At 61.3% G+C, this 25,852-nt stretch carries 24 protein-coding genes and 3 pseudogenes; 8 read left to right on the top strand and 19 right to left on the bottom strand.

Going from position 1 to position 25,852, the window contains the following annotated elements; translation table 11 throughout:
* A pseudogene (locus tag AC04SG_RS27985) lies at nt 1-392 on the bottom strand (hypothetical protein); the annotation flags it as partial.
* Here AC04SG_RS27985 and AC04SG_RS27980 point away from each other — a divergent pair.
* Nucleotides 384-947 carry a hypothetical protein gene (locus AC04SG_RS27980; protein ID WP_488553691.1) on the top strand — a complete coding sequence of 188 codons (564 nt, stop codon included), beginning with the start codon at nt 384-386 and terminating at the stop codon, nt 945-947. The pseudogene AC04SG_RS27985 and the gene AC04SG_RS27980 sit on opposite strands and share 9 nt — an antisense overlap.
* Nucleotides 948-1,051: 104 nt before the next feature.
* Here the strand turns inward: AC04SG_RS27980 and AC04SG_RS27975 are convergent, their stop codons facing one another.
* The 3 genes from AC04SG_RS27975 to AC04SG_RS27965 form a co-directional block, all read right to left on the bottom strand.
* Nucleotides 1,052-1,810 (bottom strand): class I SAM-dependent methyltransferase, encoded by a 759-nt coding sequence (locus AC04SG_RS27975; RefSeq protein ID WP_488553690.1) that lies wholly within the window; start codon nt 1,808-1,810, stop codon nt 1,052-1,054.
* A 198-nt stretch (nt 1,811-2,008) separates the two neighbouring features.
* Nucleotides 2,009-3,538 (bottom strand): putative bifunctional diguanylate cyclase/phosphodiesterase, encoded by a 1,530-nt coding sequence (locus tag AC04SG_RS27970; protein ID WP_488553689.1) that lies wholly within the window; start codon nt 3,536-3,538, stop codon nt 2,009-2,011.
* Nucleotides 3,539-4,093, bottom strand: a complete 555-nt coding sequence (locus AC04SG_RS27965) for a heme NO-binding domain-containing protein (protein ID WP_488553688.1) — start codon at nt 4,091-4,093, stop codon at nt 3,539-3,541.
* A gap of 131 nt (nt 4,094-4,224) precedes the next feature.
* Here AC04SG_RS27965 and AC04SG_RS27960 point away from each other — a divergent pair.
* A pseudogene (locus AC04SG_RS27960) lies at nt 4,225-4,594 on the top strand (integrase core domain-containing protein); the annotation flags it as partial.
* Between the two features lie 494 nt (nt 4,595-5,088).
* Here the strand turns inward: AC04SG_RS27960 and AC04SG_RS27955 are convergent.
* The 7 genes from AC04SG_RS27955 to AC04SG_RS27925 form a co-directional block, all read right to left on the bottom strand.
* A complete protein-coding gene (locus tag AC04SG_RS27955) occupies nt 5,089-5,226 on the bottom strand; it encodes a hypothetical protein (protein WP_488553687.1) in 138 nt (45 codons plus the stop codon).
* Nucleotides 5,227-5,520: 294 nt separating this feature from the next.
* Nucleotides 5,521-6,414 carry a sugar phosphate isomerase/epimerase family protein gene (locus AC04SG_RS27950; RefSeq protein ID WP_488553686.1) on the bottom strand — a complete coding sequence of 298 codons (894 nt, stop codon included), beginning with the start codon at nt 6,412-6,414 and terminating at the stop codon, nt 5,521-5,523.
* Between the two features lie 96 nt (nt 6,415-6,510).
* Nucleotides 6,511-7,449, bottom strand: coding sequence for an ABC transporter substrate-binding protein (locus AC04SG_RS27945; RefSeq protein WP_352591458.1), 939 nt, complete (start codon nt 7,447-7,449; stop codon nt 6,511-6,513).
* A gap of 82 nt (nt 7,450-7,531) precedes the next feature.
* Complete coding sequence (locus AC04SG_RS27940; RefSeq protein ID WP_488553685.1) at nt 7,532-8,533, bottom strand: ABC transporter permease subunit; 1,002 nt, start codon at nt 8,531-8,533, stop codon at nt 7,532-7,534.
* Nucleotides 8,530-10,074, bottom strand: coding sequence for a sugar ABC transporter ATP-binding protein (locus tag AC04SG_RS27935; protein WP_488553684.1), 1,545 nt, complete (start codon nt 10,072-10,074; stop codon nt 8,530-8,532). The genes AC04SG_RS27940 and AC04SG_RS27935 overlap by 4 nt, the downstream gene beginning before the upstream one ends.
* Complete coding sequence (locus AC04SG_RS27930; RefSeq protein WP_488553683.1) at nt 10,071-11,450, bottom strand: FGGY-family carbohydrate kinase; 1,380 nt, start codon at nt 11,448-11,450, stop codon at nt 10,071-10,073. Before AC04SG_RS27930 ends, AC04SG_RS27935 begins: the two co-directional genes overlap by 4 nt.
* Nucleotides 11,447-12,229: a DeoR/GlpR family DNA-binding transcription regulator gene (locus AC04SG_RS27925; RefSeq protein ID WP_488553682.1), complete on the bottom strand. Its 783-nt coding sequence runs from the start codon at nt 12,227-12,229 to the stop codon at nt 11,447-11,449. Before AC04SG_RS27925 ends, AC04SG_RS27930 begins: the two co-directional genes overlap by 4 nt.
* Nucleotides 12,230-12,429: 200 nt before the next feature.
* On the opposite strand from AC04SG_RS27925, the gene AC04SG_RS27920 reads away from it, so the two are divergent.
* Genes AC04SG_RS27920 through AC04SG_RS27910 form a run of 3 tightly spaced genes read left to right on the top strand, consistent with a single transcriptional unit; the run spans nt 12,430 to nt 15,594 of the window.
* Nucleotides 12,430-13,473 (top strand): class II aldolase/adducin family protein, encoded by a 1,044-nt coding sequence (locus AC04SG_RS27920; protein ID WP_488553681.1) that lies wholly within the window; start codon nt 12,430-12,432, stop codon nt 13,471-13,473.
* On the top strand, nt 13,457-14,746 hold the full coding sequence (locus AC04SG_RS27915) for an FGGY-family carbohydrate kinase (RefSeq protein WP_488553680.1): 1,290 nt from the start codon (nt 13,457-13,459) through the stop codon (nt 14,744-14,746). Before AC04SG_RS27920 ends, AC04SG_RS27915 begins: the two co-directional genes overlap by 17 nt.
* On the top strand, nt 14,743-15,594 hold the full coding sequence (locus AC04SG_RS27910) for a TIGR01459 family HAD-type hydrolase (RefSeq protein WP_488553679.1): 852 nt from the start codon (nt 14,743-14,745) through the stop codon (nt 15,592-15,594). Before AC04SG_RS27915 ends, AC04SG_RS27910 begins: the two co-directional genes overlap by 4 nt.
* 60 nt (nt 15,595-15,654) lie before the next feature.
* Here AC04SG_RS27910 and AC04SG_RS27905 read toward each other — a convergent pair whose 3' ends face one another.
* A complete protein-coding gene (locus AC04SG_RS27905) occupies nt 15,655-15,792 on the bottom strand; it encodes a hypothetical protein (RefSeq protein WP_488553678.1) in 138 nt (45 codons plus the stop codon).
* A 627-nt stretch (nt 15,793-16,419) separates the two neighbouring features.
* Between AC04SG_RS27905 and AC04SG_RS27900 the strand changes: the two are divergent.
* Nucleotides 16,420-17,318: pseudogene (locus AC04SG_RS27900) on the top strand (transglutaminase family protein).
* 67 nt (nt 17,319-17,385) lie between these two features.
* Complete coding sequence (locus AC04SG_RS27895; protein WP_488553677.1) at nt 17,386-18,249, top strand: transglutaminase-like domain-containing protein; 864 nt, start codon at nt 17,386-17,388, stop codon at nt 18,247-18,249.
* 13 nt (nt 18,250-18,262) lie between these two features.
* Here AC04SG_RS27895 and AC04SG_RS27890 read toward each other — a convergent pair whose 3' ends face one another.
* The 5 genes from AC04SG_RS27890 to htpG form a co-directional block, all read right to left on the bottom strand.
* Nucleotides 18,263-18,547: an antibiotic biosynthesis monooxygenase family protein gene (locus tag AC04SG_RS27890; RefSeq protein WP_488553676.1), complete on the bottom strand. Its 285-nt coding sequence runs from the start codon at nt 18,545-18,547 to the stop codon at nt 18,263-18,265.
* 242 nt (nt 18,548-18,789) lie between these two features.
* A complete protein-coding gene (locus tag AC04SG_RS27885) occupies nt 18,790-19,293 on the bottom strand; it encodes a GNAT family N-acetyltransferase (RefSeq protein WP_488553675.1) in 504 nt (167 codons plus the stop codon).
* Between the two features lie 19 nt (nt 19,294-19,312).
* Nucleotides 19,313-20,053 carry a class I SAM-dependent methyltransferase gene (locus tag AC04SG_RS27880; RefSeq protein WP_488553674.1) on the bottom strand — a complete coding sequence of 247 codons (741 nt, stop codon included), beginning with the start codon at nt 20,051-20,053 and terminating at the stop codon, nt 19,313-19,315.
* 25 nt (nt 20,054-20,078) lie between these two features.
* Entirely contained in the window at nt 20,079-20,996 is a 918-nt protein-coding gene (locus AC04SG_RS27875; protein ID WP_488553673.1) for a ketopantoate reductase family protein, read from the bottom strand.
* A gap of 611 nt (nt 20,997-21,607) precedes the next feature.
* Nucleotides 21,608-23,500: a molecular chaperone HtpG gene (gene htpG / locus AC04SG_RS27870; protein WP_488553672.1), complete on the bottom strand. Its 1,893-nt coding sequence runs from the start codon at nt 23,498-23,500 to the stop codon at nt 21,608-21,610.
* Nucleotides 23,501-24,265: 765 nt separating this feature from the next.
* Between htpG and AC04SG_RS27865 the strand changes: the two genes are divergently transcribed.
* Nucleotides 24,266-24,877 (top strand): cell envelope biogenesis protein TolA, encoded by a 612-nt coding sequence (locus AC04SG_RS27865; protein ID WP_488553671.1) that lies wholly within the window; start codon nt 24,266-24,268, stop codon nt 24,875-24,877.
* A 113-nt stretch (nt 24,878-24,990) separates the two neighbouring features.
* Here the strand turns inward: AC04SG_RS27865 and AC04SG_RS27860 are convergent, their stop codons facing one another.
* Nucleotides 24,991-25,194 carry a hypothetical protein gene (locus AC04SG_RS27860; protein ID WP_488553670.1) on the bottom strand — a complete coding sequence of 68 codons (204 nt, stop codon included), beginning with the start codon at nt 25,192-25,194 and terminating at the stop codon, nt 24,991-24,993.
* 333 nt (nt 25,195-25,527) lie between these two features.
* On the bottom strand, nt 25,528-25,824 hold the full coding sequence (locus AC04SG_RS27855; RefSeq protein WP_488553669.1) for a PilZ domain-containing protein: 297 nt from the start codon (nt 25,822-25,824) through the stop codon (nt 25,528-25,530).
* Nucleotides 25,825-25,852 lie beyond the last annotated feature (28 nt).

Genomic DNA, 25,852 nt, shown 5'->3' with positions numbered 1-25,852 from the left:
TATTCGAGCTTGTGAATGACGATGAGAAAGGCAAGCGAGCCTAGCGCTGCAAGGAAGGAGATGCTGAGGCTGACAACCACGATCACCGTGTTGGAGATCAGATTGCCGATGACCGGCAGAAGGCCGGCGACGAAAGTCAGCGCTATCATGGTCCTGATGAATGGCAAATCGATGCCGAAGGACGGTAGAACAGCGACGAGATAGATCGAAGTCAGAAACGTATTCAACGCCGAAATCCGGATTTGCGAGAACACGATGTTGCGAAAGGCCTTGCTCAGAATGTTGACACGATCCGCCAGCGCGTCCGCCAGTGGGCCGGGCTCGCCCGATGGCGCCGCTGAACTCACCGCGATCAAGCCGCCGATCACCATGCCGACGATAATGTGGACCACCAGGACGCCGACATCCCGCCCGACGAGTTGAAGCTGGCCAGCATGTTCGCGGAGCCACCGGGCAGCGAAGACTTCCAGTTCCTCGATATTCGACGGAAAATAGTCCATCGCCCAGGTTGGGAGATGGACGCGCGCAGTATCGATGATCTCGGCCATCTTCTTGAGGAGCGTCACGACGTTCTCCGAACCGCCAGTCAATTGCGACACGCCGCTAAAGATAGCGGCGGCTATCAGGAGCGTGAAAATCAATGCCACCAAGGTCAGCGCAAGGCTTTTCGTCAGGCTGCTGGAGACCCCGATTCGATGGAGCATCGGTGCGGCGAAATGAACGAGGTTAAATACGAGAAGGCCCGAAAGCAGTGCCGGAAGCAGGCCGAGTTCGAGCACAGCTACGAGCGCAACAAGCGCGAGCAGGCACGACGCAAGATAGAACCCTGGGAAGGTCAGCACTTTTCACCTGCAGAGGCACCAAGTCCTCTCCGGGTTTCCATTAATTTGATACGCGGTGATGCGCAAGCGAACACGCGCCCCGGATTGTTGTCGTCCATACTTTGATCCATGCAACACGATCCATCAGGTCGAATAGGCGTGCGCGCCGTTCCGAACGCTCGTCCCTCCTGTCGCACATGGTCTCGGCGACGGACCGGCTCCAGACCCGATCACGCTCCCGGTTTCTTGAGTACGACAAACCAGTTGCCGTTGAGCATACCTTCGCCACAGGACTCGAAGCCGGCGCTCGTTGCCATCCGCCGCCAGGCGCGTTTGCCCGAGAAAAGCAGCGCGAGTACGCTGACTACCGCGAACATGGTCCATCCGGGCACCCAGACGATGAGGAGAAAACGCCCGCCTGGGTTTAAGACCCGGAATATCTCACGCAGTCCTGTTCCTTTTGCGGGCCGAGCCGATCGATGAGCGCTCACGGCGGCGTCGAAACGGCCTTCCGGGAAAGGTAATGCAGTCAGGTCGCCAAGTTCGATGTCGACGCGCCCGGTCAGCCCGGCGAGCCGCAGGTTCTGTTCGAGCAACGCCCGGCCGCCGCCTTCGATATAGTCCGGATCGAAGCGGTCGAGCGCGACGATCCTGTCTCTTCGAAATGCACGGCCGAGCGCGATCGTGGTTAGCCCGGCGCCGCATCCTGCATCGAGAACCACATCTGTGTCGCCCGACAGAAGGTCGACCATTGGCAGGACCGCATGTTCGTAGCGTCCGACGGCGCGGGCAATGAGGCCTCCGGCGAACGCCGCAAGCAGCCTCAGCATCATGGCGAGCGGCCAGTAGGCCGGTGTCGCGACCTGAACCGCGACGGCCGCGATCCATGGCCCCAGCGCCCGGGCCGGTGCCCAGCCGAAATCGAAATGCTTGGTGTCCAGCCGGCTTCTGCGCCCATGGAGGTGCCCAGCGAGCCTTTTCCCGGCCATGGCCCGCGGGTTCGTTCTTCGGGGACTTTCGTGCGCCTGCCGGCGCCCGAAACTCTTACGAAACCGCATTGTCAGCTTTCGGGATGATGAGGGTTGAAAGCTGACCTTTGCATCCAGTGTAGTTCAAACCCTTTGGCCAATGTCGGTCGTGGCAAACCGGTTGGGGCAACGCCTCGGGGACGCTAGAAAAACGTCATCCTATCTTTGGCTGGCATGCATCGGATTCGCACCGGCCTCAAGATATTGCGTGATTTCCCTCAAGGGCATCGGCCTGCCAAACAAATATCCCTGTTGGACGAAACAGCCGCAGCTGGTCAGCCGGAGCGCCTGGCTTTCGGTTTCAATGCCTTCAGCGATGATATGCAGGTCCAGGGCCTGTGCGAGTTGAACGATCGCTTTGACCACCGCTTCGGCCTGCCCGTCGGAGCTGATGTCCCTGGCAAAGGAACGATCGATCTTGATAACGTCCAACGGCAATCGCCTGATGTATGAAAGGCTTGAATAGCCCGCTCCGAAATCGTCGAGGGCAATTCGGATGCCGAGCGCGCGAAAGTGTGAAAGCCGCTCCTCGGCCTGCTCGAAATCAATGAGCAGCAGGCTTTCCGTGATTTCAAGCTGAAGCGCCGAGGGCGGAAAGCGATAACGAGCCAACGTCGCGGCGATCTGCTCGACCACCGAGGGCGAACGCAAGTGGCGCGTCGATAGATTGATCGACACATAGTCGAGCCGACCTTCGCGGATGAGCGGATACATCTCCTGGCAGCAGCGGTCGATCATCGCCTTGCCGAGTTCGACGATCAACGAACTTTCCTCGGCCAGCGGGATGAACAGCCCGGGAAGAATGAGCCCGCGCTCGGCATGCTGCCATCGTGCAAGCGCCTCCACCCCGACGATCCTGTTGCTCTGGGTGGAGATAATCGGCTGATACCACGGCTCGATCTCTCGCGCCGCCACGGCGGTGCGCAATTCTGCTTCCAAGCCCTGGCGGTGCTCAAGCTCTGCCGCCATCGTTTCGTCAAATTCCGTCCATGTCGAGCGCCCCGCCGACTTGGAGCGGTACAGAGCTATATCGGCGAAGCGCTGCAGCGTTGGCGAATCCGTGGCATTGCCGGGGAAGCTTGCAAAACCGACCGAGCAACTGACGATCAACTGCAGGCGGCCACAATCGATAGGCCTGCTCATGGCCTCCATGACCTTCGCCGCGATCTCGCGGGCACGTTCGCTGTGAATTGGCGTCACGCAGATAACACCGAACTCATCACCACCCAGCCGGCCCGCCACCTCCTGCTCCTTGCAGATTGCCCGCAACCGGTCGGCAACCGCCAGCAGCACCGCGTCTCCTACGGCATGACCGTAATTGTCGTTGATTTCCTTGAACCGGTCGAGATCTACAAACAGAAGTTGTACACAGCCACCTTGAACATGGGCCGCATTGATGGCCGCGTCCAGATCGCGAGCGAAACTGACCCGATTGGCGAGCGTGGTCAGAGGATCGCGCTCCGCAAGGAACAGGGCCTGCTGACGGGAGACCTCCAACTCGTGAGTGCGATCGAGGACGCGCATTTCGAGATCGTTGGCCAGCACAGTCAGGTGGCTGTTGGCGTTGTAGAGCTCAAGCGACTTCGCCTCGAGCAGCCATTCGGCCGCTTCACGTGCTCGCCGTTCGCGTTGGAGACGCCGTTCGAGACGCGCAACGCGGTCCTCGAAATGGCCGGCTTCCGAGAGCATTTAAGCTATCGCACCTGTCTTCTGGATCGAAAAACGAACGAATTTCTCGCCGCCGTTTTCGTGGGAGCTTCGCTCTATTCGCACAGTCTCACCGTAGATCTGAGCCGCGCCAAGAATGAGGCCGGAGGCAAGCGCCTCGAAGGGACGGCTGCTGCGATAATCAAGGTTCATTGCCCCATGACCGACGCGCTCGGCCCGAAATTCGGGCAGCTCGGCATCGGGGTAGAGCTTGCGCACCTCCACATGGATGTGCCTATCGATGCTTTCGAGGAAATCAAAGAGGGTGGCTGCCGTCCTGAAGAAGTCGGGAAACGAAGCCTTGAAACGCCCGATCAAATGCTGGCCGAATAAACCCAGCAAATCGTCTGGGGGCGTGTGGCTTTGCACGGCCAATGTGGTGACGAGAGTTTGCATCTCCTTGTGGTCATAAGTACCCACCGCGGTGTAGGCGCCACCGCTCGGCAGATCGGAAGCCTCTATGAGGTCATCCACCGCATCAGCCCCATAGGTCTGTTCCACGAAGCCCAGCAGCTCGGTGAATACCATACCCTTCATGTTGCCCTCACTCGCCTATTGGAGCGGCCCCAGTTCTGAGCCTAAACCGCAGCATAGAATGTATAGTTAAGGGTATAATTAAGAATGAAAAAAACATCGGTCACATAAGTTGCCTCTCCATGCGCTGGGCCGCCTGTCTCAAGGCGGCGGTCGCTTACTACGAAAAGCCTCGGTATCACCGTCGCCCCGGTCATGACCGACAACGGATCTTGCTACAGATCGGAAGCTTTCGCCAAGGCCTGCCGCGATCTCGAGCTCAAGCACGTCCGCACCAAACCATACACGCCCAAGACCAACGGCAAGGCCGAGCGCTTCATTCAGACCGCGCTCAGGGAATGGGCCTACGCCATCGCCTATCCGACATCCCGATGCGGCGCCCAAGACTTGCCCAACTGGTTGCATCGGTACAATTGGCACTGGCCACATGCCAGCCTAAAGTCCAAAACGCCTATCAGTCGCCTCGCTCTAACCGAGGACAACCTGTTGAGGCTCCACACCTAGAGGAGCGGCCGGACCTCCGCGACGGCGTGGATATTGGATCGCTGGCGACCCTCACTCCCACTCAATTGTTCAAACACCCTATAACTAATTGAAATTACATTTAAATGCCGACACCAAGACCGTCAAAAAAATTATGGTTTTGATGTTAAAGGAAAAATCGTCGCAACAATTTTTTTGCGGCTTCATCAACTATCGATACCAATCGAGCATGTTTTGACCTTCAGGCGTTTGACGAAGCGCCTGTTCAGATTCAGAGAAGCTGACTTCATGATTTTGACAGGGGGCAATGTTGTGAGGCGGTACTCAACCTCTCCTCGTCCAGTTACCCCAGAGCGCATCGAGCGAGCGCTCGACCGCGTTGCAGAGATCATAGTCGCGCGTGGCAAGCAAGGCGAGGCATTGCTTCCTCTTTATGATCACTTAGAGCGTGCTTTGCAGGATCTCCACAACAGTGATGAACGGCTCGCCGAAGTGCGCGAGCGTGTCAAACAATTTCACAGCTGAGCGAAGGCACGATCTTCGTAAGCTTTCTTTCCATATCTGCGGGCTGATCGCGCTTCGATCGGCGCGCCAATCATGCCCGTCTCCAACCCGACATACTGGCGGGCGTCGATCAATTTGTTGCCGAGCATGACGTTTGGCGTCCCGAAGCCGTCCGATTGATCATTCTTGACTGGCTGACCAGACACCCAGTGCTGAAGGCCGAGTGAAACCGCACCTGCTGGCCCCCTTCAGGCGGGTTTCAAGGAGGCCTACCAAGCAGCGGTCGACGGCCGGAAAGTCCCCAAGCGCTCCGGTCCTCCAATTCTTGCGGCGCGCCCATGCTTCGCGCGCATCATGCCCACTCGTTCTGACGTTAGCGTTGGTGCGCAATCTACGTCTCGCCTACCCATATGGCAAAATTGCAATGCTTTGGAAGCGCCCCGCTAAGGACGGTGTCTCGATGCAACAAGCTCTGCCTTGCGCCGTGCCGTCTCCAGCCCAAGACCGATGAAGGCGCGCGCGTGCTTGGCGAGTGCCAGATTGTCTGTCCACAGATTGCGCCAGATGGCGGTCTTCTTCGACAGGTTCTCATCGACGATTTCCGACGAGAAGGATTCGAAGCTGAGGTCGTCGTTGTAGCCTATAGCTGTCAGCGCATCGAAGATCGCGGCGAAGTCGATATTGCCGGTGCCAAGGAAGCCGCGATGGCTCTCGCCGATATGGACATAGCCGATCTTGCTTGCGGCATGGCGGATAGCCAGCCCCACATCGGCTTCCTCGATGTTCATGTGGAAAGTATCGAGATGCAGGAAGATATTGTCCGACCCGGTGTCTTCGATGAAGGCCAGCCCTTGCGCGGCGGTGTTGAGCAAATTGCTTTCGAAGCGGTTGACAATCTCGAGATTGAGCGTGACGCCGGCCGCCTTCGCCGTCTCCGCGACCTTGGCCAGCGTGCCGGCGCTGCGCTGCCACTGATCACGCGTGGGCGCAAGCGTCTGCAGTCCGTGGCTGGTGCTGAGAACGCCGCCAATCTTCTGGCCGCCCAGATCGCGCGTCAGCGCGATGGTGTCCTTGAGGATCTCGACGCCACGCGCGGCAATCGCTTTGTCGGCGCTCGAAATGTCGCCATCACCAGGCAATCCGATGCTGATCGCGACGCCGAGGCCGAGATCGGCGATGCGTCTGGCCAGCCCTCTGATGTCGACATCGGCCGGGTCGAGATAAGAGAATTCGATGAGGTCGAAGCCGGCCTCTTTGGTCTTGGCCAGAGTGCGTTCGAGGTTGGCCTGTGCCGAACTCGCCGACCAGACGAAAGAATGGATTCCAATACGCGACATCATCGTCTCCGGCTTCTGCGCATCGGACCCAGAAGCGGAGCCGATGCCTGACAAGACGTGCGGCCGGTGACCCCGGCCGCACGCTTCTGAAGGACGTTAGCGGGCCGCGGTCCAGCCCTTGTAGTCCTTCAGGTTCTCGGCCGTGATCAGCTTCGGGTCGAGCAGCACGGTGGCCTCGGCCGGCTTCTTGCCTGCAAGCAGATCAGCCGCCATTGTCAGCGACTGCCCGGCCATCACATAGGGATCCTGCGAAGCCGAGGCTTTGATCATCGACGTGCCGGAAGCGAGTTCCTTTTCGATATCCGGCGCGCCGTCGACCGCGGTGAAGATGAACTCCGAGCGGTTGAGCTGCTTGGCCGCAAGCTGGGCGCCGATCGCCGTCGGATCGTTGATGGCGAACACGGCGTCGATCTTGTCGAAGCGGGTCAGCAGCGACTGGAAAACCTTCAGGCCGCCGTCGCGCGAGCCTTCGGCATTCTGGTCGTCGGAGAGGATCTTGATGTCGGGGTGTTTTGCGAGGACCTCTTTACAGCCCTTGACCCGCTCCAGGATCGACGATGATGCCGGGCCGTTGAGGATGACGTAGTCGCCCTTGCCGCCGGTATGGTCGACCAGGTACTGGCAGGCCTCTTCGCCGGCCTTGACGTTGTTGGTCATCACGGTGACGTCAGCGCCCGGCGCCGAAACGTCGAATGCGGCGACGATGACGCCGGCCGCCTGCGCCTTCTTCACCGCCGGCGCGATCGCCTTGGCATCGACGGCGTTGAGCATGATGACGTCGACGCCGGCGGCGATGAACGAATCGACTTGCGAGACCTGCTTGTTCAGGTCGTAGTCGGCCGATACCGACGTCACCTGGACGTTCGGGTTGATCTTCTTGGCTGCGTCTTCGATGCCCTTGATAGTAGCGACGAAGAACGGGTTGCCGAGCAGGCCGACCGAGATGCCAACTTTGTTCAGATCCTTGGCCGATGCCGGCGCGGTCACGACGGCCGCAAGGGCGACGCCGCAGAGCAGTTTAGCGATAGTCTTCATTGCTTGTTTTCCTCCAATTGCCCCGCGCCTCTCACGGTGCGTTACACATGAAACCGGCTCCCTTGCCGGCGACTAAGGGCCATCACGTTCTTGCTCCTGCCTGGAGCCTGTAGCGGTCGAGGGCGACTGCCACGATGATGACCAATCCTTTGATGATGTACTGCCAGATGTCCGAGACACCGGCCAAGATGAGCCCGTTGGAGAGCACCGCGATGATCAGGCCGCCGATCAGCGTGCCCCAGATCGAGCCGACGCCGCCGATGAAGCTGGTGCCGCCGAGAATGACCGCGGCGATGGCATCCAACTCGTAGGACTGTCCGAGCTGCAGCCCGTTGGCGGCGTACAGCCGGGCCGCCGACATGGCGCCCCCAAGACCGGCCAGAAGGCCGGAAGCGCCATAGACGAAGAGGAGCACCAGCGGCACCTTGATGCCGGTTAGCCGTGCCGCCTCGGCATTGCCGCCGACGGCGTAGATCCAGGTGCCGAGCACGGTGCGCTTGAGCACCAGCCAGGACAGCACGACGACCGCCAGCGCGATGATGACCAGCCAGGGAACGCCGAACAGCGAACCGTTGCCGATAAAGTCGAATGGCAGGTCCGAGTTGAACACCGTGGTATCCTGGCCGAGCAGGCGGGCGATGCCGCGCACGGCCGTCAGCGATCCCAGCGTGACGATGAAGGGCGGCAGCCTGATATAGGCGATCAGCAACCCGTTGATGACGCCGAAGCCGAGGCCGACGAGAATGGCCGCCGGCACGCCCAGCAGTCCCCAATCGGGCACCAGCGACACCATCACCGCCACCATCGCCGAGGCGGCAAGGATCGAGCCTACGGACAGATCGATGCCGCCGGTTAGGATGACGAAGGTCATGCCGGCCGCAAGCACGATGTTGATCGACGACTGCTGCATGACGATCAGCAAATTGGTCTGGGTGAAGAAGCGCGGGTTCATCAACTGGAAGCCGACCGCCAGCAGGATCAGGATCGGCAGCATGCCGAGCGCGGCGAAGGCGGTGCGCCACCTTCTGCTCGTGCCGACCGCCCGGTCGTCCGCTTTTGTCGTGTCGGCCACCTTGTCGGTCATCGCTGAGCCGCTCCCGTTGCAAGTTCCATGATCGCTTCCTGGCGCAACGGCTCGCCCTCCGACGCCGTCACCTCGCCGACGATGGCGCCGTCGCGCATCACCAGCACGCGGTCGGCGATGCCGATCACCTCCGGCAATTCGCTGGAGATCATCAGGATGGCGATGCTTTTCTTGGCGAGATTGTCGATCAACCGGTAGATTTCCGACTTCGCACCGACATCGACGCCGCGGGTCGGCTCGTCGAGGATGACGACCTGCGGCTCTGTTTCCAGCAGCCGGGCGAGCAGCACCTTCTGCTGGTTGCCGCCCGACAGCGAGCCGGCATTGGCCTGCACCGAGCGGGTGCGGATGGAGAGATCGGAGACCGCCTTGGCGGCGCGCCTTTCGGCGGCATTGAAATCTCGCAAACCACCGGCCTTCGCATCCATGGCCAGCACGCCCATGCTGATGTTGTCGGAGATCGACATGTCGAGGAACAGGCCAAGCTGCTTGCGGTCCTCGGTGAGGTAGGCGATGCCGGCGTCGAGCGCCTCGCGCGGCGAATCAATGGATATCGGCTTGCCGCCGAGCTCAAGCGTTCCAGATGTGCGCCGGTCGGCACCGAAGATCAGCCGTGCCAGTTCGGTGCGGCCAGAGCCGACCAAGCCGGCCAGTGCCAGCACCTCGCCTTTGTGAAGGTCGAAGGAACAATTCTTTAAGAGATTGCCGTCCGACATGCCGCGCACCGACAGCGCGACGGCGCGCTTCTCGTCCGGCGGGCGGTGATCCTTCTTGTAGAAGGTCGACAGATCGCGCCCGACCATCATCGATACCAGGCGCGAGGCGTTCAGATCGGAGCGGTCGAGCGTGCCGACATAGCCGCTGTCGCGCAGCACGCTGACGCGGTCGGCGAGCTGGTAGACCTCTTCCATGCGGTGGCTGATGTAGATGATGGCGATGCCTTGCGACTTCAGCGTCGCGATCACCTCGAACAGCCGGTCGGTCTCACGCGAGGTCAGCGACGTGGTCGGCTCGTCCATGACGATGATGCGCGCATTGGTCGACAGCGCCCGGGCGATTTCCACCAGCTGGCGTTCGCCTAGCGATAGGCTTGCGACCGGGGTGCGGACCGAGAAGGTCACGCCCAGCCGCGCGATGATCTCCCCGGCGCGCCGATTGCACTGCTCGCGGTCGACGATGCCGAACCGTCGCGGCTCGTTGCCGAGAAAAATGTTCTGCGCTACCGACAGATTGGGCGCCAGCGACAGCTCCTGGTAGATGACGGCTATGCCCTGGGCGCGTGCCTTGATCGGGTCGCCGGTGGCGGCCGGCACGCCGTCGATCAGGATCTCGCCGCCGGGATCGGGCCTATAGGCGCCGGAAAGCACCTTCATCAGGGTCGACTTGCCGGCACCGTTCTCACCCATCAATGCATGCAGTTCGCCGGCATGGACAATCAGCGATACATCCTGCAAGGCGCGGATCGGGCCGAACGTCTTGGAGATGTGGCGCATTTCCAGCACCGGCTGGCGGGCCGTATCGATCCGGGCGGCGGCGCTCATCGTGCGCCTCCAGAGGCTGCTCCGGCTGCACGCCGGTTAGCGGCGAGGCCGCGCCAGTCGTTGCGGTAGCCGGCAAGGCCGCCGAAGCTTGCGGGGCGCACCGCCTCCGGCGCCTCGGTGGCAAACGCGGGTCCGGTGCTTTCGAAGGCAAGTGCGGCGGCACCGGTGGCGCTGCCCTCGAGCGTTGCTCCCTGCAGGAAAGCCTGCCCCGGTCGCAATTGCGCCAGCAGCGAGGCAAGCATCCCGCCAGTGTTCAGGCCGCCATCGACGATCACGGTGTTGTCGGAATGGATCAGCTCGAGGCACCGATCGACCATCAGCGCGACATAGAGCAGCGCCACGGCTGCGCGTTCCTCGGCACTGGGTGTACGCCCGACCAGTTCGCCGCGGCGGTGAGGCATCGGCCCGCCCGGCGCGAAGCTCGGCAGCGCCATGATGCCGGCATCGATCACCCGCTGCACTGCCGCCGGAGCAATCGGGCCATGCCAGCCGGGGCTGATCGTGGCGAATTCGCGGCCGCCCATGAAGCGGATGGTCGGCACCGGGCCGCCGTCGACATCGACATTGACCAGCATGTCGCGCTCGCCGTCGAGCGCGTCGATCGGGCAGTCCGGATTGAGCACGATGACCCAGGTGCCGGTCGAGACCACGGTCACCGGCCCAAGCTGCTGGCGGCGATAGGCATGGAGCGCGGCATTCGAGTCATGGACGCCGTTGTGGATGGCGACCGGCTTCGGGGCCTGGCCGAAGCGCTGCTCGCCGATCACAGCGCCGGCGCGCTCGAAGCCGGGCATCTGGCCGCGCCAGCCTTCGGCGTCGACCAGCGAGGAGAAATCGCGATTGCGCGGCGCCCATAGATGCGAGTGGCAGCCGAGATAGGACACTTCCGATACCGGCCGGCCGCCAAACCGCCAGCTCCAGTATTGCGGATAGCCGAGGATCGATTTCGCGGCAGTGAATGCACCGGGTTGCACCGCCTGTAGCCACAGCATGTGGCGACCGTAGTTGAAGCCGAGTGGCAACCGTGGCGAGAAGGTCTCGGCGAAATCTGGAACGCGGCGATCGATTTGCGCAGCAATATCAGCCGGCGGCTCCTGCTCGTAATCGAGTATCGGGTGCGTCAGATCCGCCTCATCGACGAGGGCAAAGGTGCAGCCATGGCCCGATACCATCAGCCCATCGATATTGTGGATATCGACCGCGTCATCGATGGCGCCAACCGCCCAATTGTGAAGTGCTGCCTCGTCGAGCACGCTGAAGCCGCCTTTGCGGATCCAGCTCGGCCGGGTGCGGCGCTCGTCGAGGATGCGCCCGTCCGGGGCGAAAACGAACAGCTTCGAATTGGTCTTACCGAAATCGAGGACGGCTATGTTCACTGACCGCCTCCCGAAGAAGAGGCGATCCGCACCATGACGCCGGCGTCTTCGAGCATGCGCGCATCGGTATCGGACAGGCCGTCATCGGTGACCAGCGTGCCGATGCGCGATAGCGGCAGCGCCACGTTGCGCGCGTGGATCGACAGTTTGCGGCTGTCGGCCAGCACCACGATCTGGTCGGCGCAGAGGCTGAGCTCGACGATCGAGCGGACCAGCAGCGGGTGCGATTCCAGCAAGCCGTCCTGGCCGATGCCTTGCGCGCCGAGAAAGAATTTCGAGGCGTAGAACGGCACCGCCTGGGTCAGCGAATGGATGATGCCCGGCTCGCGGTAAAGGTCGCCGCCGGCGACGGTCAGGCTGCAATGGCCGTGGTCGCTGAGATAGGCCGCCAGCGGCATCGAGTTGGTGTAGAGCCGGATGTTGCGATCGGCGAGCTTGACGCCGAGATGAAAGCAGGTCGAACCGCCATGCACGATGACGGCGTCGCCGTCACGCACCATGGTCGCTGCGAGCGCGGCGATCTGCCGCTTGGCCTCGACCGCAAGGTCGCGGTTCTCGTCATAGGGCCTGGCATAGGCGACACCCGCTTGCGAAGAACCATCGAGCGCCGAGATGCCGCCATAGACCTTCCTTGCTTCGCCGGCCTCGTCGATCTTGTCGATGTCGCGCCGCACCGTCGCCGCCGACACGCCAAGCCGCTCCTGCAGCTCCCGTACCGATGCGAAGGGGCGATCCCGCAGCAACTCGACGATCTGACGCTGGCGGCCGGAGTCGCTCAATCGTTTTTCCTCCCGGAAGCCGTTTTGCCACGGCCTTTGATGTAACTTACTCAAATGCTCTCTGATTGCAAGAACGTTTGATGATATTAGATCACTGTTGACGTAAGTCGCTCGCGTCTGCGATACAAACATCAACGTTGGCCCCTGCGACGGTGTATCCGAAGCTGCGAGGCTGGCGGAGCTGACAGAGGAAATGGGCCATGGCGACCTATGCGGATGCGCAGGAAATGGCTGCTTTGCGATCGCTTTCGGCCAGCATCGGGCGCAGCCCAAATTTGACCCAGGCCGCCGGCGGCAACACCTCGCTGAAAGCCGGCGACACGCTGTGGATTAAGGCTTCCGGCACCTGGCTGAAGGATGCGCTCTCCGAAGACATCATGGTACCGGTGGCGATGACGCCACTGCTCAGGGCTGTCGAACAGCACGACAGCGCCGCCGACCAGCCGCAGATCTTCGCCATCGAGACGCTCAACGTCGGCCGCCTGCGCCCTTCGATTGAAACCACCGTTCACGCGCTGATGCCGCAGCGCGTCGTCCTGCATGTCCATTGCGTCGAAACCATTTCGCTGGCGGTACAGGCCGATTGCGAGGTGGAGGCCGCCAAGCGCCTCGATGGTCTCAAATGGGCGTATGTTCCATATTTCCGGCCGGGCCTGCCGCTTGCGCAGGGTATTGCCGCGCGGCTTCAGCCGGGGGTCGACGTGCTGATCCTTGCCAATCACGGGCTGGTCGTCGCGGCCGATTCCGTCGCCGAGGCCGAAGTGCTGCTGCGCCGCGTCTCGCTGCTTCTGGCGCGGCCGGCGCGCCAGGTGGTGGAACCGGATGTTGCGGCATTGACGGCACTGGCTGGGAACACCGGTTACAGGCTGCCGGCGGAAATCGAGGCGCATGCGGTCGCCATCGATCCCGAAAGCCGCCGCATGGCGTCCGGGGGCAGCCTCTATCCCGATCATGTCATCTTTCTGGGCCGGGGATCGGTCCTGGCGAAGCCCGGTGAGGATGTGCCGCGCGTCACAGAGCGGTGCGGTGCCAAACCCGCGGCGATCCTGTTTCCCGGGCTGGGCGTGCTGATGCGCGGCGACGCCAGTGCCGGCGCCGACGCCATGCAACGCTGCCTTGCCGACGTGACGGCACGGATCGACATTGCGGCGCGGCTGAACTACCTCACCGCCGCCGAGAATGATGAGCTAATCAACTGGGACGCCGAGAAGTATCGCCAGAAACTCAATGCCGCCAGCCGCTGACACACCGCTTGCCATAGGCATCGACATCGGCACGTCCGGTGCGCGGGCGGTCGCCATGCGTCCGGATTTTTCCATTGCCGCCCGGTCCGCCGTTCCGCTCGAGTCGTTTGGCCAGAATGCCCGCGACCCGGCAGTGTGGTGGTCAGCGGTCGGCGCAGCGCTGGCGGAGTTGCTTTCGCGCATCGATCGAAGAGCGGTCCGATCGATCGCTATTGACGGCACTTCAGGCACGTTGCTGCCGGTCGACGGCGCCGGGCGGCCGCTGGCCGGGCCGCTGATGTACAACGATACGGTCGCCGACAACGCCATTCTGGCCGCTATCGCTCGCGAAGCCCCAGCGACCAGTGCCGCACTTGGGGCGACGTCCGGTCTCGCCAAGGCGCTCTGGTTCCAGCGCACGCCCGGCGTTGCCGCAGTGCTGCATCAGGCGGACTGGATCGCGGGACAATTCTCCGGTCGCCTCGATGTCAGCGACGAGAACAATGCCTTGAAAACGGGTTACGACCTCGCGGCCCAGTCCTGGCCGGACTGGATTGCGGCGACCGGAATGCGCATGGAGTTGCTGCCCGGTGTCGCCAGGCCGGGCGATGTCGTCGGCAAGCTCACCGCGGATGCCGCGGACATGTTCGGCTTACCGCGCGAGATGGCCGTCGTCGCCGGCACGACTGATGGCTGTGCCTCGTTCCTGGCGACAGGCGCCGCCGCCGTCGGTGACGGCGTCACCGTCCTGGGGTCGTCGTTGACCGTCAAGATCCTGTCCGATCGGCCTATCTCGGCGCCACGCTTCGGCATCTACAGCCATCGGCTTGGAGATGTCTGGCTGGCGGGCGGCGCATCGAACTCCGGCGGCAAGGTGCTGGAACAGCATTTCCCTCTGGCGCGCATCATCGAGCTAAGCACGGCGATCGACCCGATGACCGAGACCGGCCTCGACTATTATCCTCTTGCCGCTGCAGGCGAACGCTTTCCGATCGCCGATCCGGAACTGCCGCCGCGGCTTGTGCCGCGGCCGGTGGAGGACGCCGACTATCTGAAAGCGATGTTGGAGGGTATCGCGGCGATCGAGGCGCTCGGCTATGACAGGCTCGCAGAGCTCGGCGCGCCGCGGCTGACGTCGGTCAGAAGCGTCGGTGGCGGTGCGGCAAATGCCACCTGGACGGCGATCCGGCAGCGTAGACTGGGCGTTGATTTTCTGCCGCCGCTTTCGGACGAAGCCGCTGCCGGCACGGCGCGGTTGGCGCTAATGGGCGCAAGCATGGCGGGACTTCTATGAGCGCCAAACCAGTCGAACACCTCAACGACATCAGGCCGCTGGCCGAGCGCTATGATGTTTTCCTGCTCGATCAGTTCGGCGTGCTGCATGATGGCACCAGCCCCTATCCAGGCGCGGTGGAAGCACTGTCGGCCCTGAAGCGCGCCGGCAAGACCATTGTGCTGATCTCGAACTCGGGCAAGCGGGCAGGCCCTAATGAGAGCCGGCTGCTAAAGCTCGGCTTCGAACCAGGAAGCTGGGACCATTTTGTCTCTTCCGGCGAGGTAGCATGGGAGCTCTTTCACGACATGGCGGCATCCGGAAGGCTGCCGCCAAACACGAAATGCCTGCTGATAAGCCGCGACGATGACCGCTCGGCGATCGAAGGTCTGCCCTTCGCATTGACCAAGGACGGTGACGATGCCGGGCTGGTGCTGATTTCGGCCAGCGAGGGCGACCGCTACGATCTTAACCACTACCGCAGGCTTCTTGCACCGGCTGCAGCGCGGCAGGTGGCATGCTTCTGCACCAACCCGGACAAGATCATGCTGACGACGGTGGGGCCGCGCTTCGGTGCCGGCCAGCTGGCGGATCTCTACGAGAACCTCGGTGGTAGCGTCACGCGTGTTGGCAAGCCTTACCCCGCGATATTCGACACCGCGCTAGCTCTGGTAGGCAATCCGCACCGCAGCACCGTGGTCTGCGTTGGCGACAGCGTCGAACACGACATCGCCGGCGGATTTGCTGCCGGCGTGTCCACGGTGCTGGTTCAGTCTGGAATATTGGCGGACACCGTTGACCTGATCGACTTGTTCGACACGATGGACGCCTACCCGGATTACACGATGGATCGCTTCAGGTATTGCTGATTTGATTGGCTTGATAGGCTCGCGCCTGAATCCGGCCGAGCAGTTTTTCCTAGCGGCGGATCATTTGCCGAGCGCTGTGGCGTTGTGCCTATGTTTCGAAATCGAAAAGCTTCCGCGTAACGAGAGCCGCATCGGACCAAACGGCACATCGCCAAACGGTACTGCTTCGCCGCCGCTGACAATCAGCGGATCGCCCATACCTGTCTCGGTTTCAGCGCTCGTTTGGCCCCGACCTTCCTTCCTGCATTCCAAGCGTGTCGATCATGCGCCGCAGGATCGCACTTGAAAGCCCGCCCTCCGCCTAAAGCCCGCGCCTAACGCAAAGCCCCCCGGCCAGGCAGCGGGCTTACTTTTTCTCCAGATCAGCGACGAGTGCTTCCAGCGCCTTAACGTCACTGTCATAGGAGGCGGCGTGAGCAGGGTATCGCTCGCGTTGGTGGCGGTAAAAGTCGAGCCACTTTGGAAGATCGGCAATCGGGAAGGTCCCGCGCCATTTGTCTTTCACGATTGTGAAAGTGCCAGTCCCCGAATCGTAAGTCGCAGTCGTTTGCATGCCCGGTTGTAGACGCGCCCGCGATTTGCGTCATGTGAACGCGTGCAGCTAGACGCGACATCCAACCTCAGGAACGATCTCCAAGAGCCCTCGGTGGCGTCCATCACTGGCTGTCAACTTCCGACTGGAGTGCGAGGATCCATCTGACAAGGCGGCCAGCGGCTGAGTTTTCACGACAACTGCCGGGAGGATCGCTAGAAGCGGAAATAGTTCGTTCAAGGTCCGATTAGGCATTAGGTTGATGTAAACATGCCAGGGATCAACGGACGCCGATGCCGATCCTTTCTGTCAAGCACACCACTGTCTATCGCTATAACCAGCCTGTGAAGTTTGGCGAGCACAGGCTCATGTTCAGGCCGCGCGACAGTTTCGATCAACGACTCCTGGATCACGCCTTATCCGTAAGACCCGAGCCGAGGGAGGTTCGATGGATCCATGACGTTTTCGGAAACTGCGTAGCCGTGATCGATTTCCACGGCTCGGCCAATGAACTTCATTTTGCGACAGACATTCGGCTCGATCACACACCTCAGCATGCGCCCGATTTCCGTATCGATGAGGCCGCGTTGAACTATCCATTCTCCTACGACCCTGACGAGGTAGCCGACCTCGCGCAAACAATGGAGCGCCATCACGCCGATGATGGTGACGAGGTCGGCAAATGGGCACGACAGTTTGTCAGGGCCGGAGGGCAGACCGAGACCGGAAAACTGTTGATGACCCTCTGCTACGCCATCCACGAGAGCTTCGTCTATTCCCGTCGGTTCGAAACTGGAACGCAACCACCGCTCATGACCTTGCATCTGCGCAACGGCACATGCCGGGACTTTGCGCTTTTCATGATGGAAGCCGTTCGCTCTCTTGGCTTTGCTGCTCGTTTCGTGACCGGTTATGTGTATGTGCCGAGCCGCGACAGTGATGCTTCCGCGGCGGAGGCTCAACGCATGCCTGGTGCCAAGTCTACTTGCCCGGGGCCGGTTGGATCGAGCTTGATCCAACCAACGGCATTGTCGGCAACCGGGATTTGATCAGGGTGGCTGTGGCTCGCCATCCCCGACAAGCCGTCCCACTTTCTGGAAGCTACTACGGAAGCGCGTCAAGTTTTCTGGGCATGAGCGTGGAGGTGAAGGTGGCGAAGGAAACCACGCCAACAAAAATTAGCGCTGTCTGATGTTCTCAGGAACTGTTTGGCAAACACGGAGTTTGCCCAGTTCCTGGATTAGAACATTGGAGCATCGATGCGGATCCGCGCAGGTTTCAGCCTTACCTACGAATGCTCGCAGCCGACACCGATGCTGCTGGTCCTTGAGATCCATCCCTCACGCCGCGTCGATCTGCTCACGGAACAGGTCATAGGTTTTGATCGCCCGATCGAGGCCCGCGGCTACATTGATGCTTTCGGCAACGCATGCACGAGAATAGAAGCGCCAGCAGGGGTGACCACGATATCGACGAGCTTCGAGATATACGACACCGGCAAGTCCGACGTTGTCCTGCCGAACGCTGTTCAACACGATATTAAGGAACTCCCGGACGAGGTGCTTAGGTTTCTGCTTGGAAGCCGCTATTGCGATACCGATCGGCTTGGCGACCTCGCTTGGGCGAACTTTGGCAACACCACGCCTGGATGGACCCGGGTTCAGGCGATCTGCAATTTCGTGCACGATCACATCGCTTTCGATTACCAAGCCGCCAATCCGCTGCGGACCGCCTATGGCGCCTTCGAAGATCGAGCCGGCGTCTGTCGCGACTTTGCGCACCTGGCCATCTCGCTATGCCGCTGCATGAATATACCGGCGCGCTATTGCACCGGCTATCTCGGCGACATCGGCGTGCCTCCAGTGCCGGATCCCATGGATTTCAGCGCGTGGTTCGAAGCATATCTTAGCGGTCACTGGTTCACATTTGATGCTCGGCATAACCGCCCTCGAATCGGTAGGATCCTGATGGCGACGGGTTGCGACGCGACTGATGTTGCCCTCTCAACCAGCTTCGGGTCATCGAGACTTGCCGGCTTCGAAGTTGTCACGGAAGAAATCCCGGCGGAGCACTTGTTGGCGACCCCTATGACCGCGCAAGGCCATGTCGTGAAGTGGACGTGACGGCTGGATAGCGCTAGCCGAACAATGCGCGAGAATCAGCGGGCGCTTCGGAACGCCCCTTCAAACTGTAGTCCATAATCAAGCGATGCTTTTCAAGATTGCGCCAGTGTGCCAGCGGAACTTCGTCGCGCCAGAGTGAAAAAGAGAGGAACTTTCCGGGTTCTTGGCAGCTTTCGAACCGCTCCGCAGAGATGAAGCCGTCGATCGACTCCAGTAGCGGGTGCAACTCTGCTGCCAAGGAGACGTAGTCACTTTGGCGGTCCGGGTAAGGCCACAATTCCGAAATAACAGCGATCATAGGAAAATCTCCCGCCGATGAAACACACTTCCTAGTAGGTAGGAACACCCCTTCCTCAAATGGCGCTTAAGCCAGCCCTGATCTCCGCAACCGAGCGAAGCTGCTGGCCGTCCGCGAAATTTCCGGGATCGAGCCAGGCCTCAAAAGCTGAGCGATGGGCTGGCCATTCTCTGGAAAGCATCGAATAGACGCAGATGTCGCAAGGCTTGCCCTTCAGGAACAAACCCTGGCGCTGCGTGCCCTCATAGACGAAGCCCAGCCGCCGCCTTGCGCGAGCGCTGGTTGGTCGAGGTGCATGTCCATTCAAGGCGCCGGTAGCCGAGATCGTCGAAGACATGGCGCAGGATCAGGTAGAGCGCCTCGGTGGCCAGCCGCGTGCGCTGCAGCGGCGGCGTGTAGAGCACATAGCCGAGCTCGACGACACGATGGGCGGGTCTTGCCTCCATCAGGCAGAGCCACCCCAGCGGCTTGTCGTCGAGGCCGGCGACGGCGAAGAAGGCCCGTTTCTTGTCGGCCAACAGTTCGGCTACGTGGTCGGTGAACGCTTGCTCACTGGCGAACGGGCCGACCTTCATGTCGACCCAGGTGGCATGCATATGCTCGTCGTGCGAGAGTGGGTAGAGACGGGATGCGTTGCGCTCGGCGTCGAGCGGGCGCAGGCTTCCCCAGCGACCGACCAGCACGACGGCAGCGGGAACCGGAGCGTCGCCCGGCGGGATCTCACCCGGTTTCGCATTTGATGACACGGTCGCCCCGACGCGCTGGCTAGTTCCAGTAGCGGAATACTCTGCCCATTCTGTTGGGCATCATGAAAATCTCCTCCGCGCGGCGAAACCCGGCATCCCGCCCCATGCCGAGCCATGTGTCGGCGGTTTCGGGGAAATCGGCCACAAGCATATGCCGTTTCATGGCAGCGAACTCCTCGTCGGAAAGGGTTGACCATCTATCGCGCTGCAAGGAGAAGCGGGCGAGCCAGGCGGCGCGATCCTCTCCCTCGAACAGGGTCGGCTCCCAGATGACGAACAGGCCCAGGCCGCCCAAGGCCCTGCGGGCGTGCCGCATCAGCCTCGCCTTGCCTTCGGTCGCCAGGTGGTGCAGCGACATGCCGATCCAGATCACGTCGACGGGTTCCGACCAGTTCGCCATCGCTTCCGCGAAATCGCCGCGGCGCAGCTCGACCGGGCACGGGAGCCCTTCTAGCGCGCGATCGGCCAGCCTCAGTGACGCTTCCGACAGGTCGATGCCGACGTAGCCGCCGATCGCGGTCGTCTTCAGCATCGCGGCCGAGGCAGCAGCATCGCCGCACGCCACGTCGAGGAACCGAAACGACCCTGGAGCATGCTCGACGAGCAGATCGCGCAGGAGCCCGTAGACCTCGCGGTGGAACATGAGGTTGGTGGCCACGACCCTGCGATACGTCTCCAGCTCCTTGTTAAATATGTCCTGGGTGCCGGTTGGCTCGTCAGCTGTCGTCACCGGTATACTCTCGCTCGACGAACTTGCCATGTTATCCTCCATTGATGGGACACCGCTAGGGCGTGGCACCCGCTGCGTAGAGGTGCAAGGCGCGGAAGACTGCCGTGTGGCCCGGAGTTGCGACACTGAACTTGTTTCCCAACTCGTGCATCCGCCCGGAAAGCCAGGCGACCTCGATCGGCTTGCCCCTTTCGAGGTCGTTGGCCATCGACGATTTTACGTGCGGGGGGAGTGCGGTCCATCTGGTCGTGACGCGCCCTTCGAACCCCTCGGCCATCGGATGGCCGGCCGCCGCCGCGACCGCCATCCCCTCGTCGCGCAGTTGCTCGATGAAGACACGTGCCTCGGGGTCGTCGAGGATCGGACCGATTCCGGAGCGCATGAGCGACGTCCCTCCGGAAAAGGCCGCGAGTGTCACGAACTTCTCCCACAACACATTTTCGATGTCGGCAACCGGCTTCAGCTCGAGCCCGACAGCACGATCGCAGAGCGCCTGAAGGTCCTTGATGAGAGGGTCGCGGTGCCCGCCGACCAGGATGTCACGCAGCCCGCCAGCGTGGACGACTTCTCCCGGCTGTTTGATGAATGCGGACAAGTAGGTGGCTCCGCCAATCACCTGGTCGCCAGGAACATGACGACCGAGCGTCTCGACGCTGTCGATGCCATTTTGCAACGTCACGATACGCGTATTCCTGCTGATCAGCGGTCCCAGCGCTGCGGCGGCCTTCTCACTGTCGTAGAGCTTGACCGCAAAAATCGCGAGATCGACGGGACCGATGTCGGCCGGCGCGTCGCTCGCGGACACACTCGGGAGAAAGACGTTGCCGAGATCGCTTTGAATTCGCAGGCCGCCCTGGCGCATTGCCTGCAAATGGGCACCGCGAGCAATGAAGCTGACGTCGCCCCCCGCCTCGGCCAGCCTTGCGCCGAGATAGCCGCCGATGCCGCCTGCCCCTATCATTGCGATCCGCATGCCGTCCCCTCGACGCCAGCTGCCGCCATTAGCCGCGCGAAGATGGAATGGTATTCGCCGGCCCGACCAACATTAGCATTTCCTTGAATACAAGGCCAGCCGACAGGGTAGACGTCCGACGGCAATCCGATCACGACGAGCCCTCACCTACCTTACCGCCCGCCACGCCGCGATCATGCTGCGACGCTACACACATCTAAAGCCCGAGACGCTTCATGCCATCCACGCTTCGAAGGCAGCATAGTTGAGGTGCGAGGGGCGGGAGCAAGAGCTGGCCACCCTGAGCGCAGTGTGCGCGCAACCACGGCAGGGCTTCGAAGAAGCGGCGGTTTTGGAGACCGAATAGCCCATTTCGTGCATAATCAGGCAATGACCTCTCTCGAAATTCTCATAGGCACCCTATAGAGCACGCATCGGAACGGGCTACCCTTGTGCTCGCGGTTGAGACCCTGTCGGCATATGGCATCCCAGCGGTTGTCCTTGCCAACGCGAATTTCGGCGGGCGGCTAATTGATCTCGTGGCCTCGGTTGGAGCCATTGGTGTGGAAGCGGTAACCCAAATCGGGTCGAGTGCTGCACCAATAAGGAAGGATCAGTTATGGAGTGAGCGACTATCCTTTGGTCAGGCCGCGCGCGATCAGCCGCGCCAGACGCTGCGAAAACGCACTGGCGTCCGCTGGTTTGTCGCCGTCGAGCACGCGAGCCTCGTCGTAGAGAAGGTGGGCTGCATCGTCCTTAAAGGCCTGCTCGTCTTCGCCGAGGCTGGCGAGCGCCAGCACGCGCTCATGCCGTGGATTAATTTCCAGGATGGGCTTGGCCGCCTTGTCGAGGCGGCCGGCGGCGTTCATCAGCCGCTCGAACTGGCGGTCCGGACCGTGCTCGGGGGCGACAAGGCAGACCGCGCTTTCGGTCAGGCGGTCGGAGGCCTTGACGTCCGAGACGGCGTCGCCGAGAGCCGACTTCACGAACGCCAGGAAGGCATCGACCTCAGGCGTCGCCGCCGTGTTCAGCTTTTTCCTGTCGTCGAGCAGCGGAATGTCCGATAGCTCCGCCACGCCTTGCGTCACCGACTTGAAGGGCTTGCCCTCGAAGTCCGGCGCCATCGTCACCCAGAAGCTGTCGACAGGATCGGTGAGCAGCAGCACCTCGATGCCGCGCGCCTTGAACCCTTCGAGCTGAGGCGAGGCTTCGAGCCGGGCCTGGTCGTCGCCGGCCATGAAGAAGATCGCTTTCTGGCCTTCTTTCATCGAGGCGACATAGTCGGCGATGCCGCGCCAGCCTTCGCTCGAAGCAGTCGAGCGGAAGCGGGCGAGTTTCAGCAATTGCTCGCGCCGCTCATAGTCCTCATAGAGTCCTTCCTTGAGGACAACGCCGAAATTCTCCCAGATCTTGGAATAGGCCTCAGCTTCGTTTTCCGACAGCTTGCCAAGATCGCCAATCACGCGATTTGTCAGACCCTTGCGGATCGACGCTAGCAGCGGGCTTTCCTGGATCATTTCGCGCGAGACGTTGAGCGGCAGGTCGGCCGAATCGACCAAGCCGCGAACGAAGCGCAGGTAGCGTGGCAGAAGGTCGGCATCATCAGTGATGAAGACGCGGCGCACATAGAGCTTCAGACGGCCCTTACGGTCCTGGTCGAACAGGTCGAAGGGACGCGAACCGGGCACGAAGGCTAGCACGCTGTATTCCTGCCTTCCTTCGGCGCGGAAATGAATGGTGGCGGCGGGCTCGTCATACTGGCCCGCAACACTGCGGTAGAAGTCGGTGTATTCCTCGGGCTTGATCTCGCTCTTCGGCCTAACCCAGAGTGCCGTGCCGTCGGCAATGTCGCGCGCGTCGGCGCCGGGTTTCTCGATGAGCGTTATCGGCACCGGCACATGGCCCGACTGCGACTTGGCCAACTGCTCAAGCCGGTAGGATCTGGTATAGGAGATGGCGTCGTCCATAAGGTGTAGCACGACGCGAGTGCCGCGCATGGGGGCTGCTTCAAGCGGAGCCGGCGCGATCTCATAAGAGCCTTTGCCGTCGGACGACCAGCGCCAGGCCTCGTCACTTCCCGCCAGGCGACTGATGACATCGACGCGTTCGGCCACCATGAAGGCGGAATAAAAGCCGACGCCGAATTGGCCGATAAACTGCGTATCGTCGGCCGTGCCGCCTACGCCGACGCGTTCGACGAAGGCGCGCGTGCCCGAGCGCGCGATCGTGCCCAATGCTTCGGCCATATCGTCACGGCTCATGCCTATCCCGTTGTCTTCGACGGTGATCTGCTTGTTATCGGCATCGGCGGAAACGGTGATCCGCAACTTCGGGTCGTCAGCTAGCAATTCGGGCCGACTGACCGCTTCGAAGCGCAGCTTTTCGCAGGCGTCGGCGGCGTTGGAAATCAGTTCGCGCAGGAAGACGTCCTTATCGGAATAGACAGAGTGCACCATCATGTGCAGCAGCCTCGAAACATCCGCGTCGAACGCTCTGGTTTCTTTCACCTTCGTGTCTATCGTCATCTCACGTTTCCTGTTGTTTGCTGCTTGGTCTCCGCACGAGGTCGTGTCGGATGTCAATCGTTTCAGACGGTGTTGCTTGTCCTGGATGCGCCGCCAGCCAAACCCGCGGGCGCCGACGAACCATGGCGGCGGACGAAGGCAATCAGGGTGCGCGGACGGTTCCGGCGCGCTCTCGCCTGCGACGCCCGCTTTTGCGGCTGCAGGCCGGCTAATCCTGAAGCAGGGCATACGCTCCCACCACGCTCTCGATCTAGTCGGAAAACCCATTCCGACCAGCAGGTCACCGGCGTGTCAAACTGCCTGTTAGTCATCGCTTGCGCTTACTGTCGACGGTGCAGGACTTGGAGCGGACCGAGCAGCAGAAAGCGCGGCCTTTCACAACCGGCCAGTGATCATGTCTCCACCTCCAAAACAATTTGTTTTCATCACATGGCAATGGATCGTCGAAAGTGTTCCCGGTCAGCCACCAGATGCCTTGGAGGCCGCCGATACCCGCTGCGCGGAGAGACACATCAGTGCTGACGCCACCGTGACCTAGTTTTCCCTTTTTTCAGTTTCAAGAGGCCGGCCATAAAAATGACACCCCACGAATGAGAGCGCCAACAGACTGTTATCATGCAGCTATTTTGTTAGAGCACGGGACTTTCCGCTTGATTTCCATGCGATCCGAAAAATTCGATCATTCCCTTTCTTGCCCCCGAAACATACGATCCGGTGAGCAAGGTCGCTTGAAAGCGCAAGGACCCTTGTAAAGGTCTCTATCGGATGGCGAAGAAACTCAAAGTCTATCAAACCTCGATTGGCTTCTTTGACCTTGTCGTCGCAGCACCATCGATGAAAGCTGCCGCAGAGGCTTGGGGTGCCGATCCCGACATCTTTAAACGCGGATTCGCGAAACCGACAGAAGACCCCAAAGTGGTCGAGGCAACAATGGCCGCGCCAGGCGTCGTGTTGCGGCGGCCGGTCGGATCGCATGGGAAATTCACTGAGAAGGCTGTGCTTCCGAAAGCACTCGAGGGGGTCCAGCGGGCTCCGCAGGGTCGTGCGCAGCGCGCGGACACCAGCAAGCAAGCCGACATGAAATCCGACGAGAAAGCGAAACGGAATGCGGCAGCCGCTCTCGAAAGGGAAAGAAAAAGTGAGGCCCTGGATCGCGCAAAGGCGGAGGCCAGGTGGGAGCGTGCGAAGAAGCAACGCGAGCGGATGATCGCCAAGGCTAATGCCGCCTTCGCGCGCGCTCGTAGCCGCCATGAGAGCATCACGAACTCCATCAGACAGCGACGAGAGGAGCTGGACAAAGAGGAAGCCAACGAGAGCCAAAAATGGGAGCGCGAACAGCAGGCGCACGGTGACGCGCTGAAGGAGGCAGAAGAGTAGGCAAGAGGTTCCCGTTGCTCCTTGCTCCTGCGAGCCGGCTGCTAACGCAGGGCTGGCGGCCTTCAGCACTCGGTAATCGCCATCGGTTGAACCTCTCCAGGCTTAGGAGATGTTTATCCGGCGTCAGGCGCGACGGATGGGCCGGAGCGTGGGGTCCTGGCCTCTTCGGCTACGACGAGCAAAGCCTCGAGTGTGATCGCGACTCCCGACATGAGGATGGCTATGTCGCCGCTAGCACCGGTTAACGAGAGCTCTGTCGCGCGATTTTGCAAAGTGACGCTGAGGTCCTTAAGTCTCCTGCGGAGGTCGTCGTCCATTTGTGTTCTCCAAGGTTAGCCCTGGAGCAACGTGCCTGCTGACAACCTGTTCCGCCGTGGCGGCAAGTAACAACGGCTGACCGAGATTACACTTTTGGCTTTCGCCTGCTCTTCGGCAGAGCCGGTTTGGGATTGAGCCTTATCCGCTGACGAGCCGCAAAATTTCGCGCGAAGTCTTCGGTCTCGAAGAGATGCTGGGTGACCGGCCGTCTTCCATGACCTGCATAGCCCATTGGCCGTCTAGCTGCTCAATCGAGACACTGTTTTTCGGATGGTCATCCAACGCGCTGCACTCCCACAGATCGGAAATGAAAACCAATCATGCCGGTCAGCTTAGCCGTAATGGAGTTTTGGTTTTGGCTCGGTGCCGGTAAACTTCACACCGATGCGGTCGTTTCGCCGCCAACGAACCTCGCAACGGTAGGCAATTCCGTCGGTTGGCACGTATAGCAGGAAGTGCTCCGGCACCCTTGTATCGGCGGCTACGCGCAATTCTGCACCCTCATCATGTTGGTTCCTAAGTGAGCAAGTGACCTCCGAATTTTGTATTCCGGTTATTATCGCCCCGCCTTGCAGCACGCGTTGGCGATGCTGGCGACGGTTGCCATCAGAGGGAAGATTTGGTGACATACATTTTTCCGCGAAGCTTTTGCCCGTC

It is taken from the genome of Mesorhizobium sp. CNPSo 4684 (assembly GCF_057784315.1).
This window is presented reverse-complemented; position numbering and strand designations above follow the sequence as displayed.